This is a genomic window from Serratia sp. NA_13 (genome assembly GCF_052691735.1).
Window position 1 is genome coordinate 59,662 of sequence record NZ_JBQZFV010000009.1, and the last position, 12,969, is coordinate 72,630.

The following is a 12,969-nucleotide window of genomic DNA, read 5'->3' on the forward strand; positions in this document are numbered from 1 at the left end:
AAAAGTGGCAACCATACGTTAGAGGGAACTATGTCGCTACGTCTGTATTTACTTGTTGATGAATCGCGCGTGGGTCCATTTCACCGGTTGGGTAAACGGCAGCGGGAAATACGCTCCATTATTACCCAGCAGATTCTGCCAAACATAGGTTCCTCAATGCTGGAGGGGTATTTATCGGAGAGTTATCCGTGGTGTTTTGTTATTTCCTCCACCGCACGGCGGGGGAAATATCACTACGTCGGTGCATTTATGGTGCTTCGTGGTGAGCAGGGAAAAACGTCACTTGTTGTCGTGCATAGCGTGGTGTCTTATCGGTGGTTGCAGAAAAATATGCACACTGATTTTCCGCTGACGTTCTGGGCAGCAAGGATTTTAAATAACGTGCAGAAAAGTGATTTTGCCGAAAATAACTGGCGGCCGCTGTGGCAATGGGTCAAATCGTTAAAACGATCGTATTCCCCTTTCTGGGAATCCTTTGTTTTGACACCTGCCTGGCGCTTTAAAAATCATTCGCAGGTGTTACTCAGGGAGGGGACTCAGGAAGACTATCACATTCGGAGTATTGATGGTGTTGAGGTGATGCCGTGGAAAAACTGGCCCGACTGTATTCAGCAGGAGGAGAGCATCTGGATTTGGCGGCAAAGCCGGCACGGGAACATATTAGATTCGCAGAGAATTTCGTTACGAAGCGCTGAGGCTAAACCGCCTAACGCATCATTTTAAGATATTCACAACGCAGTAGGTGATCATATGCCACGTACTATAAAATTAAGCAGCTCGGCGATGCCGTTTTTGCTTGGAGAACCGGCGTTGGTAATCTCAAAGCTGGAGGGTGAAGAGTCGCTTTCTTCACTCTATTCCTATGCGATTACCGCTAAAACGCCCGCTAATCCGCTTATTCCATGGCAGGCGGCGTCGAATGTCGATCTGAAATCGTTGATCGGCAAAGAAATGACCGTTGAAATTGAACTCGATGGCAACGGGTTGGGCGAGATTATCGGTATTGGCAAAGACGTACGCGAAATTTCTGGCATAGTACAGAAAGCTCGCTATGTGGGGCGTGATGGCAATCAGGCACTTTATGAGCTGATAATTCGGCCCTGGCTTCATCTCGCGGAATTAACCGCAGATTTCAAAATATTCCAACAGAAAACGGTAGTGAATATTATTGAAGAAGTGCTGAGTGATTATAATTTCCCCGTTGAAAAGCGTTTGGCGGGGAACTACCCTCAGCTCGATTTTCAGGTTCAATATGGGGAAACAGATTTCGAATTTATTGAACGCCTGATGGAAGAGTGGGGTATTTACTGGTTTTTCGAGCATAGCGGAAGGAATCATAAACTGATTTTAGTTGATAACGTCGGCGCGCATAAGCGCTTCCCTAGCGGGGCCTACCACGTTATTCAGTATGCTCCCGATCTTCCTAAGATGGATCAGGAATATATCAACCAGTTTCATTTCCAGGAAACGATTACCTCCGGGAAATGGGTTACCAATGACTATGATTTTACCAAGTCGCGCGCGGATATTATGGCACTGGATAGCAAGCCGCGTAAGACCAGCTTTAACCAGATGGAGATCTTCCACTGGCCCGGCGATTATGAACAGCCGGATATCGGCGAGCAGCTGGCGCGCGTTCGTATGGAAGAACGGGGAGCTTTAGGTTCGCGTTGCGAAGGTTCCGGCGAATTGCGCGGCATTGCCTGCGGTTGCGATTTCGAATTGACGAATTATCCCGTCGAAAAAGCGAATCGTGAATACATGGTACTGCGCAGCCACCTGTTGATTGAGGAAATAGACCAGTTAGCCTCGAAGGACGAATTCCGCTACAGCTGCGATTTTACCGTTCAGCCAACCACTAAAATTTACCGTCATCCGATGACCGTGGACAGACCTAAAACCAGTGGGCCACAAACGGCCATTGTCGTAGGGCCCCCGGGCGAGGAGATATGGACGGATGAATATGGTCGGGTAAAAGTGCGTTTTCTCTGGGATCGTTATGGCCAAAACCGTGAGTCTGATTCCTGTTGGCTACGTGTTAGTCAGGCCTGGGCAGGCAATAATTTTGGCGGGATTTACATTCCGCGTATTGGGCATGAAGTTATCGTCGATTTTATCAATGGCGATCCGGATAGGCCTCTGATTACTGGCAGCCTTTACAACAACGTCACGAGGCCGCCTTGGGATTTACCCGCTAATGCGACCCAGAGTGGGTTTATTAGCCGCACCGTCGGTGGTGGCCGCAGCAATTTTAATGGCATTCGTTTTGAGGATAAACCAGGTCGTGAGCAGTACTGGGAACAAGCCGAACGTAATATGAACCGCTTGACTAAAAAAAATGAGGTTCAGACTATTGGTCTGAGTTCTAATGTCAATGTGGGGGTATCAAGAAATCTGTTTGTCGGCGCGAACTATATGTCTGATGTGATTGGGAGCAGCAGTTCGTTAGTCGGAGGGGCTCTGGCCATTCAAGTCGGTGGGTGCCAGAGCGACAACGTTGCTGGAGCTAAAGGGATCAATGTAGGAGGAGCGTTTACAACTGCAGTCGGGGGATATCACTCTCTTTCTGTTGGTGGCGTTCATCAAGTCAATGTTGGAGGCTGTCACTCACTTGCGGTTGGAGGGCTGAGCACCATGATAGCGGGTGGGATAATGACTCTCACTGCAGGGGGTGAGTTGATCATCGCGGCCCATAAAATCAAAATTATTGGTTCCAGCAAAGTCGTTATTCAGGGAGGGGAGGTCGATATCAATCCCGGTGATTGTTGTGGCCACCATTGCGGTTGTGGCGGTGGCCTTTTTGCATGCTTCGGGTTGATTGGGTTGCCGGGATTACCGCCGATTTGCTCGCTCTTCGGCGTGGTGCTTCCTTTGCCACCATTACTTGTTCTGAAGCCGAAGCCGAATCCGAAGCCGCCACAAACGTCGACACCGCCACAAACGTCGACACCGCCACAAACGCAGACACCATCGCCGACGCAAACACAGACACAGACACAGACACAGACGCAGACACAAACGCAGACGGAAACGGAAACAGAAGAACCGAAACCGACACAGACACAAACGCAGACGGAAACAGAAGAACCGACACCGACACCGACACAAACGCAAACGCAAACGCAGACGCAGACGCAGACGCAAACGCAAACGCAGACGCAGACGCAAACGCAAACGCAAACGCAAACGCAGACGCAGACGCAGACGCAGACGGAAACAGAAGAACCGAAACCGACACCGACACAAACGCAGACACAAACGCAGACACAAACGCAGACACAAACGCAGACGGAAACAGAAGAACCGAAACCGACACCGACACCGACACAAACGCAGACACAAACGCAGACGCAAACGCAGACGCAAACACAAACGCAGACTGGCAGTGCCACAGCCACTGTGCGTTAACGGTTCATTTATACAGACGGCGGAGTGCATCCGCTGTCGTTCTTAGTGTTTTATCAAGGAGGGAGTTTATGCAAAATGCAGGACGAGTCGGAGATGTTACCGCCCACGGCGGTGTAATATGTTCTGGTTCCGGGGATGTCTATATTAATTGTCAGCCTGCGGCAATGGTCTGCGCAAGTGTTGCGCTTTGTGCATTCCACTGCGCTGCTCCTGTTGTGACGGGGTCTTGCTCGGTTTTCATTAATGGTTTTTCGGCAGCGCGGCTTGGTGATGTGACGGGGTGCGGAGCTATCGTGGTCACGGGGTCTTGTGATGTATACATAGGCGGCTGACGACATGAACATTCAATTTGAGTGGCCGTCATCGTGCCACTCTGTTGCATTGTCAGGTGATTTCACAGTGGATAATGCTATTTTTTTAGATGTCTCCAGTGGGAGGTTTCATAGTCAAGATCGGGAACAGGATACTGTTGCTTTTTACTGGGATATGGTCCGGCCTGTGATGCTGAATTTATGCGCCAACCACGTTTGTCGACTCGATGGCCTTGAACTTCAGTATGGAAGCGTTCACCCGCTAAGAGATAAAAGTAAAATACAGGTTGGCCATTTTAAGTTGGTAACGACGACTGGCTCTGACGAAGTGGATGAGGCGGGGTTCTATGAGCTTATTTATCCGAATGGCGCATGGCTGGCGGCAAACAAGATCCCTGAAGTTGAGGACATTCTCCCCAATGGGGGGAATTATATTAATGATCTGCGTTATTTCGACGACGTGGTACTGGCCCAGGACAAAGGAAATGATGTTCTAAAGACATTGGAGGTGGAATATAAACGTTTCCTTATCTGGAGGGAGTTGGATGGTGGGCGTTACGATGGGAGCAGCGATCATTCTGAGCATATAATCAAAACGGATCACCGTTTTGACAGTATCAGGGAGAAAATTAAAGAAAAAACCTTAACCGAATGCATTGTCGCAAAGGATTTTTTGATGGAAAAAGTATGGCCTGAACTTGAGGTGGGGGAGTATTCGGATGATATCTTCAATGAAGAAGATAAAGTGGAGCTTCTCAAAGCCCTTTCTCCCGAACATATCGTCGCCAAAGGAAAATATAAAGTTCCTGAACTGGTATTTCAGGACTTTTACAAAGTTGGTTTGGATTCTTATTACTAATCAAAGGAGATATCATTATGCAGGATTTAACTTTTCTCACCCAGGCATTAAAAATCTCCTCGCTGGATGAAATTTTTGCACAGGTACTGGCTCAGGTAAAAGAGCACCCGCAGGACCTAAAAGCGAGGGAAGTACTGTTTAAATTATATTGCATTCAAGGACTGTGGGATAAGGCATTGTTGCAGCTTCAGACGTTGATGCTACTGGATGAAGGCGCACAAAAGCGGATCGAGCTGTATAAGAATTTGGTGTTCAGTGAAATGCAGCGTATGCAGGTATTAACCGGAGAGCGTCAGGCGGCCACTTTGCAAGGGGATACTCTGCAATGGATGGAGAAATTACAGCAAGCAAATGTGGAACACTATACGGGGAAAGCAGAACAGGCGAGGGTATCTCGCCAGGAAGCATTTGAACTTGCGCCGGAAAGTGTCGGAAAAAGCGATACATTGGGAGAATTTTCTTGGATCGCGGATAGCGACAGCCGCCTTGGACCGGTTTGCGAGTTTATTTGTGCCGGGGGATATCGCTGGTTGCCTTTTGCTTCTCTACAGCAGTTGAGCGTCTCAAAGCCTGTAGATTTACTCGATCTCCTGTGGGTACCTTCGACCATTAAAGTCGATGGGGAAATTTATTATGGGTTTATTCCGGCGCGTTACCCTGTTAATCAAAGTGATTCACAAGATTGTAAGCTGGGGTTAAAAACTGAATGGGCGACGTTGTCCGATATTCTCTTCACCGGCAGTGGGCGCAAGGTTCTGACTACTAACCTCAGTGAACAATCAATTATGGAAGTTGGCGACATTGCATTCGGATAATTTTTTTGAAAAGAATCGACAATATCTTCCGACCTTGTTGGAACGTTTACTGGACTATACCCCTAAAATTCCTGATGACCGTGAAAAACCTATTGATATAAAAAGGATTCGCAGTTTGGTTCAGAAGGATATTGTCGATCTTATTAATCATACCAATATCGAAGATACCCTGGATAAAGAACGACATAAAAACATAATAGAGTCTGTGCTTAATTATGGTGTTCCTGCGCTGATTGGTATTCAGGAAAATCACTCAAACTGGAATTTTACAGAAAAAATAATTCGTAACACAATACTACGTTTTGAGCCACGTATTATCCCTGAAACGCTACTCGTGCGCTCATTGCAGGAAAAGGATACTTTACCTAGACATGCTGTCATTCTATTCGAAATTAGGGGATTGATTTACTGGAAACCCCATCCGGTTGATTTATGCATGAGTGGCCGTTATGACTTTGAGTCGGAAAAAGTAGATTTAAAGTTGCTATAGCCCTCTTAAAGCCCTTTTAATATCTTCACCAGGTTGGGATATTTGGCTGGGCTATTTTCCTAGCCGTTTTTCCTAAATTCAGAATGTTCTAAAATTCATTAGTTATAAAGTATAGAAAAATCCCAGTGATTATTGTCTTATTAACTATGTGGCTTAATGATGTTGGTTTTTTGTTCTAAATTTTAATTATTAACGATATGTTATTCTGGTTTTAATGGAATTTAAATATATTTGATCGTTATGGGGGTTGGATATAGAATGAGGAAAATCTCATAGGAGGAGATAGGTTAATAAATATTGTGATTCTATTATCATAGTAAATTAAAATAAATTTGCCATCTCAAATAAGGGGGCGTAATTAAAAATAGTAATAATAAGGATGTCTAAGTAGGACTGTGTTGAGCTTCCATCTCAATGAGAACATGCTTTTAAGGCGCGGTAGACAGTATGGGAAGTTGGCTTATCCTACTTCACACCAGGCGAACTAATCAGGCAGCGTCATCACGTCTGAGCAAGGCCGTATTCTGGTGCCGGAGCAGAATACCAGGCAACTAAAAAGTCACAATGAATTGTTAAGAAATCGGCGGTATTAATTTTTTCTGAAAATTAATACCGTTAGAAAGTAATAATAATGCGGAGAAAACAGGGCGCATTAGTGAAAAAAAACTGCCGCTGTATCGAGCTTGCCCTAAGTGTGTTTTATGACCGAAAAGTGTTATCGGAACGTATCTGGTCTTATGTTGCGGTCTGCCATGCCCGCGTGTAACCGGATGCTACAGGGAGGCGGATGTAGCTGATCGTTACATATCGAATGGAGAACATAACACATGGGGGTGGAGCATGTTAAAGATATTATTAATGGATTATAATTTTTACCAAACTTCGGGACTGAGTCTTTTAATATTAAAATATCTCCCAGGCTATCGTTTATTAGATGAGGTCCTTTTCTTATTGCCATCGCAGGAGAATAATAAGGATATCGCTAACGTTATCTTCCATGATGAACTGGTAACGATCAATGTTTTTAATAAAAATCATACTAATCACAATGAGGCTGTATGTAAAAGGTCAGAGAAAATAACCATTCATGTCCCTTTCTTGCCAAAAAGTAAAACTCTAAATGATATCTCAATGAAAATATGCAAGATACTTGAGATAGCCCATGCTGATTATAATGATTTTATCAATAAGGAAGAGGTTTATTGGAAGTTTGGGTTGAAAAAGTACGCTCAACTTTCTGATACCGAAAATGACGTAATGATATTTATAGGACAGGGATATAACAGTGCTGAAATATCAAGAATACTTAATCGTTCGCGCAAAACGATACGTACCCATTATAGAAGCGCCTTTCGAAAAATGGGCGCGGAAAATCAAGCTGAATTCTATAGATATGCTTCGTTTATTGCGAAGTGTGGATGTGGTGAACGAAATACCTTGTGCTTATAATTACTAAATTGGAAAAAGGAGTTGACGATGCATTATAATACCAATAACAAATGGAATTTTGGCTTGTTATTATTCAGCTCGCTGTATATTTCACCCGTATTGGTTTCACCCTGTTCTTATGTGCGGGCGGCCAACAACGACACTATTATTGCTGATGGTACAGTACGTTCTCTGAATGATCTGACGCTTGAAAACGGTACTAATGGAGCCTTCATTATTCAGGCGAAAAATGGCGCTAATTTTACAGGTACCCGGCTACAGTTGAATAGCTCAGGGATTCGCGGCGTTGGGGTCTGGAACAACGACAGTAAATTTATCGGACGAGATTTACAAATTAACGTTAGTGGGAGTTCCGGCACCGGGATTTACCTGGCGAACAACGGTGAAGCTGTGTTGAGCAAGATAGATATTCAGGCTCAAAATAATGCGCTGGGGCTGGCCTTGGATGGTAGTTGGTCCACGCCTCAGGGCATCGCAAACGCTCACATTACCGACAGTATTATTGCAACCGCTGGAGGGGATGCCATCAGGGTGATGGCGGGGAGATTGGCGCTGGATAATGTTGCCGTCAGTACTACGGGTAACCAGAGCTATGCATTGAATGCCAATATGGCTGCAGGCATTAATGTTGAGGGAGGGCAGTTTACCACTCAGGGGGCTTACAGTGATGCAGTGTGGATCGCCTCAAAGGGCTCTTCGTTATTGATGAATAAAGCAAATATCACTACTGTCGGTGAGAGAGCTATCGCAGTAAATGCGCAAAAAGGGACTGCCGAGCTCACAAACAGTACTCTCGAAACGCAGGGAGACAATGCCTACGGCATATATACCGAAAATCAGGCGCGGGGTGATGGCCTGTCTATTACTACCTCAGGAGCAAGAAGCGCGGGCTTTTTCACGGCGCTTGGCGGTGTGGGAAGCCTGACTGACAGCAACATTGTTACACATGGCGAGCTTGCGCCGGGTTTATCAGCCTACCCTGGATCGCAAATAACCGCAAGCAAGGTGCTGATCGATACCTCCGGTAAGGAGGGGTTTGGGCTGTGGAGTCGCGCGGGGTCGCTGAACATTAGCGACAGCCATATTACCACTTCAGGTGAGGAGGCATATGGACTATATGTCAATGGCTACTCCTCAACCTCTCCGCTCAGCAATAAAGTATCACTCGATAATGTGACGCTTAAAAGCGAGCTGGCGCAGGCGATAGCTGTCGAGACGACCGATTTTGCGCTGGAGGTGAAAGATACCGTTCTTAGCGGCGGAAATGGTCAGCTTATGACCGTCAGCAACTATGAAGATGCTCTTAATCCGACAAATAACATATACAGTAACGTAGTTTTCAATGCGACAAACAGTAAGTTAAATGGCGATATTGTGGTGTCGGATCCGGGAAATACCGCCGTAATTAATCTTACCTCAGGTTCCGTACTGAATGGCGCGGTAAATAACGCCACCTCATTGGCGCTGGATAGTAGCAGTAACTGGAATATGACAAGCAATTCTGTCGTTGGGCAACTCAGTAATAACGGTACCGTTGTCTTTTCCGCGCCTAACAAATTCGACACTTTGACAGTGACGGGAAATTATACCGGCGACGGCGGGACGCTGATAATGAACAGTGTGCTGGGAAGCGACGATTCGTCGACGAATAAACTGATTGTCGGCGGAGATGTGCAGCAGGGAACCACTAACGTTTTCATCAATAATCTTGGCGGCCAAGGTGCACAGACTGTTGAGGGAATAAAAATCGTTGATGTCGGCGGTACTTCTTGGGGACGTTTTGTCAAAATGGATCGTATCGTTGCCGGCGCTTATGATTACGATCTCGTCAAAAAAGGAGAAAGTTGGTATCTGAGCAGTAACGTGATCAATCCCGAGCCAACACCAGATCCGCAACCGGAAACAGCTTCAGTCATTCGCCCGGAAGGAGGAAGCTACACGGCTAACCTGGCCGCGGCTAATAACCTGTTTATGATGACTCTGCACGATCGTCTGGGGGAAACCCAGTATATCGATGCGCTGACTGGCCAACAGGAGGTGACCAGCCTGTGGCTGCGTCAGGTCGGCGGGCATAATGCCTGGCGTGATGGTAGTGGGCAGATGAAAACCCAAAGTAACCGGTATATGGTTCAGATTGGCGGCGATGTAAGTCGTTGGAGCACTGATGGGCTGAATCGCGGGCACGTTGGCCTTATGGCGGGTTATGGCAACAACCACAGCACTTCCCGGAATCAGGTCAGCAGTTACAGATCGAAAGGCTCAGTGGATGGTTACAGCATAGGGAGTTATGCCACCTGGTATGCCAACAATGAAAATCGTACCGGTGCCTATTTGGATGGCTGGCTACAGTACAGCTGGTTCAATAACGAAGTGAGCGGCGATAAGTTGACGACTGAAAGATATAAATCTCATGGGATTACCGCTTCGCTGGAAGGAGGTTATACATGGAAACTTGGGCAATTCCTGGGTAGTCAGGGCACGCTTAATCAGTGGTTTGTTCAGCCACAGGCCCAGTTAGTATGGATGGGCGTAAGGGCGGATAGCCATCAGGAAGCCAACGGAACTCAGGTCAGCGGCGAGGGGGATGGGAACATCATGACTCGGCTTGGCATTAAAACTTACCTTAAAGGTCACCATGCACGTGATAACGGCAAGGAGCGTCAATTCCAACCTTATTTAGAACTGAACTGGTTGCACAATACGCGCGATTTTGCGACCAAAATGGATGACAATACCGTTAGCCAAAACGGGGCAGGCAATCTCGCCGAAGCTAAAGTTGGGCTTGAAGGGCAAATTAACCCGCGCCTGAATCTTTGGGGTAACGTTGGTGTGCAGATGGGGGATGCAGGTTATAACGACAGTGCCGCGATGGTTGGGGTGAAGTACAACTTTTAAACGAGTTTTTGTCAGGCAGGCTGCGCCCTGCCTGATATTTATAGCATCTTATGGCATTACAAAATGGCAAATTTCTTGCGTGCTCAATTATCCATTCGATATGGCAAGAAAATAATGTAAAGCTGAAATAATACCATTGTAAAATTATGGTCGTAAATTTTCGATTGGATTTTTTAATAACAACGTAGTGCTGTAATAGAAAATGTGCGTGGCGGGGTGTTGGTTTATTACTGTTTCAATGGGATTAATGAAGTTAATAATATGTTTGGAAATTAACGTTTTTAAGAATCAAGCTCGGAATGTATTCTTAAAATTTAAGTTTGATTTAATAATGTCAGCCGTGAAAATTTTTTTATTTTAAAATCCCCATTGAAAATAATGGGAGGCAATGGCAGGTCATTGTTAATGACGTTGTTCATATTATTTCCCAAAAAGCGGTAAAAAAGTGCTACCCATGACGGCCAACGAACAAGCGTGCGGTATGGGTGACAGGCGCGGGAGATGGGATAGAGGTGTGTTATTCGGGGCATGGAGTGTTGACAGGCCACTCTCGGTTTTTCCTGCTTGTTGCGTGTCTGGGTGGCGAACATTGTTATCTCAGGAGGGGCCGCTCATTGTAATGGACAGGAGGTTGCATGAATACATTTTATCCGCAGACGAGCAGGGGGGTTGGTTTGCCGACGGATGCGGCGGAGCACTTTGATACGCCGGCTGGTACGCATCTCGCCAAAATGTGCTGGCAGGTGACCCTTGTCGATGACTGTTGTTACGGGCGAATTGGGTTGCTGGCGGCACTGCAGCAGTATTTTTCAAACTCAGGCAACCGGAGTGTCATGGCCGTCGACTCGTTGACGAGACTGCTGTCGAGCATTTCCCCATACATAATGACAAGCTATCGCAAAAGGGGAGAACTGGCACAGGCTCTTCTGGTTGTACGCTTGCCGATGGCGCCTCAGGCCGCGTTGGCTTTGTTGCTGGAATTGGGGGAGGTTACCGTGGCGAGTTACCCACGCATCGTGGTGTTATCGCATATTGAACCCGAGGTTGTTCGTCGCATTCTTCGAAGTGTGGGGCCAAGCAGCGCAGTACGCGTCGTGGATGCCCGGCAGGCACCAGCGAAATTATGTCAGCTCATTATGTCCTCGACGGAAGAAGGGTTTAACGAAATATCGCCTGGTAAACCCACACGGGTATTTACCCGAGGCGAACTACGAGTGTTGGCGCAAACGTTGCGTGAAATATCCGTTCGCGCACAAGCGCACGTTCACTGTGTCAGTACGAAAACAATTTATAACCATAGGTCCGGCGCTCTATTTAAGCTCGGAGCCAAGAACGTGTTGGCGTTGTTGCGGTGGTTTGCGCCGATGTCCCGCTCTTTTATTACTGATTCGGCGAGAAGGGACGATGAAAAACCATAGAGCCTTTTTCAGAACCCGGAGCGAGAGACGTAAAGTGCGACTCCCTGAATCAAACATACTCTGATGAAATCGGTACCGTGCCGTATTTTTTCCGACCAATTCTCTTCAAGAGCAAACAGATGAAGGCACGGAGAGCGTGGGTCTGCTTAAGTGCAGGCGTATATGGCGTCCTTGTGTTTTGGCCTACAAGAGAAGTGGGCAAATGGTTGTCGGTTTCGGGGCAGGGTTTGTTAAATTTGTCGGCGTGAAAATGAGGCTATTGCCGGATTTACTGAGCATTTGGTTTACGCCAATTATGCAAGATGACATATCTCAGGAGGAGAAGAATGATATGGGTTCGTGTCTGTCGATGCTGGAGTACATTGAATGCTCGATGGTTGAGCCAGGATTGGTGGCTCAGTTGTAGGAGTATCTGGATCGGCACCCTGTTGCTTTGTGCGATGTTCTGGGGGGCGGCTCTGAGGCTGACTATGTGGATACTGTCATCATAGGACGGAGTTCGTTTGTCAAAACTATTCTCGGCGAACTAGAGGGCAGTGTCGTCTACCGGGGGGGGGTCAGTCCAACTCCCGGATTAATGCAGTCAGTAAAAGTATGGCACTGACAACCTTAGGGAGGGGCATCCATCACATCACTACATGCTGAATTTCGCGTTGTTCAGGTGTGATAGCATTACCAGCTGGCTCAATCCCCTGAAGTTCCTGCTTATACAGCCGTATCCATTTACGCAGATGCTCAGGATTGAGTTCGAGTGCCTGCGCGACTTCCCGTACATCTCGCTGATATTTAATAACCTGTTCGATAGCTTCGAGCTTGAACTCAGGGGAAAAGGTGCGTTTAGTCCGACGAGTTTTGATCATGCATCACCTCATTTTCACTGTTTTAACATTAACAGGATTCCGAGGTGTCCTGAATGACTGATCAACTACACTTAGTTGTACCCTCGCAAGGGACCTGATGCGGGTTGAAGTTGATTGCGTTGGGTGGCGCTAAGGGATTGTAGAAGTGTTGATTTTGGCGGGCTTAGAATGCAAAAACGGACCTCCGTGGAGGTCCGTTGATATGAATTTGGTGCCCGGACTCGGAATCGAACCAAGGACACGGGGATTTTCAATCCCCTGCTCTACCGACTGAGCTATCCGGGCAACGGGGCGCATTTAACCCTATTGGCCGGAAATCGTCAATCGCTTTCTGTCACAAAGCCGATCGGTTGCTCTATTTTCATGCAATGGAAACTGGGGCAGGTGAGAGTCAGTGGCGTTGTTTGGTAATAGATATGCAAAAAAATCGTCTATTTATACCATTTTGATTTTTCTGTTTTTTA

The 12,969-nt window shown here is 46.7% G+C and carries 9 protein-coding genes, 1 tRNA gene and 1 pseudogene; 9 read left to right on the plus strand and 2 right to left on the minus strand.

Features of this window, described 5'->3' with window-relative positions; genetic code table 11:
- Nucleotides 1–30 precede the first annotated feature (30 nt).
- The 9 genes from ACUTSU_RS13940 (at nt 31) to ACUTSU_RS13980 (ending at nt 11,645) form a co-directional block, all read left to right on the plus strand.
- On the plus strand, nt 31–723 hold the full coding sequence (locus tag ACUTSU_RS13940; RefSeq protein WP_445651739.1) for a T6SS protein Cts1T: 693 nt from the start codon (nt 31–33) through the stop codon (nt 721–723).
- A 27-nt stretch (nt 724–750) separates the two neighbouring features.
- Entirely contained in the window at nt 751–3,408 is a 2,658-nt protein-coding gene (locus tag ACUTSU_RS13945) for a type VI secretion system Vgr family protein (protein WP_445654295.1), read from the plus strand.
- Between the two features lie 68 nt (nt 3,409–3,476).
- Nucleotides 3,477–3,740 carry a PAAR domain-containing protein gene (locus ACUTSU_RS13950; RefSeq protein ID WP_445651741.1) on the plus strand — a complete coding sequence of 88 codons (264 nt, stop codon included), beginning with the start codon at nt 3,477–3,479 and terminating at the stop codon, nt 3,738–3,740.
- Between the two features lie 4 nt (nt 3,741–3,744).
- Complete coding sequence (locus ACUTSU_RS13955; protein ID WP_445651742.1) at nt 3,745–4,578, plus strand: TagK domain-containing protein; 834 nt, start codon at nt 3,745–3,747, stop codon at nt 4,576–4,578.
- A 17-nt stretch (nt 4,579–4,595) separates the two neighbouring features.
- On the plus strand, nt 4,596–5,393 hold the full coding sequence (locus ACUTSU_RS13960) for a type VI secretion system accessory protein TagJ (protein ID WP_445651743.1): 798 nt from the start codon (nt 4,596–4,598) through the stop codon (nt 5,391–5,393).
- Entirely contained in the window at nt 5,380–5,883 is a 504-nt protein-coding gene (locus ACUTSU_RS13965; protein ID WP_445651744.1) for a type VI secretion system baseplate subunit TssE, read from the plus strand. Before ACUTSU_RS13960 ends, ACUTSU_RS13965 begins: the two co-directional genes overlap by 14 nt.
- 840 nt (nt 5,884–6,723) lie before the next feature.
- On the plus strand, nt 6,724–7,332 hold the full coding sequence (locus ACUTSU_RS13970) for a helix-turn-helix transcriptional regulator (RefSeq protein WP_445651745.1): 609 nt from the start codon (nt 6,724–6,726) through the stop codon (nt 7,330–7,332).
- Nucleotides 7,333–7,359: 27 nt separating this feature from the next.
- Nucleotides 7,360–10,227: an autotransporter outer membrane beta-barrel domain-containing protein gene (locus tag ACUTSU_RS13975; protein ID WP_445654296.1), complete on the plus strand. Its 2,868-nt coding sequence runs from the start codon at nt 7,360–7,362 to the stop codon at nt 10,225–10,227.
- A gap of 635 nt (nt 10,228–10,862) precedes the next feature.
- Nucleotides 10,863–11,645: a hypothetical protein gene (locus ACUTSU_RS13980; RefSeq protein WP_445651747.1), complete on the plus strand. Its 783-nt coding sequence runs from the start codon at nt 10,863–10,865 to the stop codon at nt 11,643–11,645.
- A gap of 635 nt (nt 11,646–12,280) precedes the next feature.
- On the opposite strand, the pseudogene ACUTSU_RS13985 reads toward ACUTSU_RS13980, so the two are convergent.
- Nucleotides 12,281–12,505, minus strand: a pseudogene (locus ACUTSU_RS13985) (transposase); the annotation flags it as partial.
- A 209-nt stretch (nt 12,506–12,714) separates the two neighbouring features.
- A tRNA-Phe gene (locus tag ACUTSU_RS13990) sits at nt 12,715–12,790 on the minus strand.
- Between the last annotated feature and the right edge of the window lie 179 nt (nt 12,791–12,969).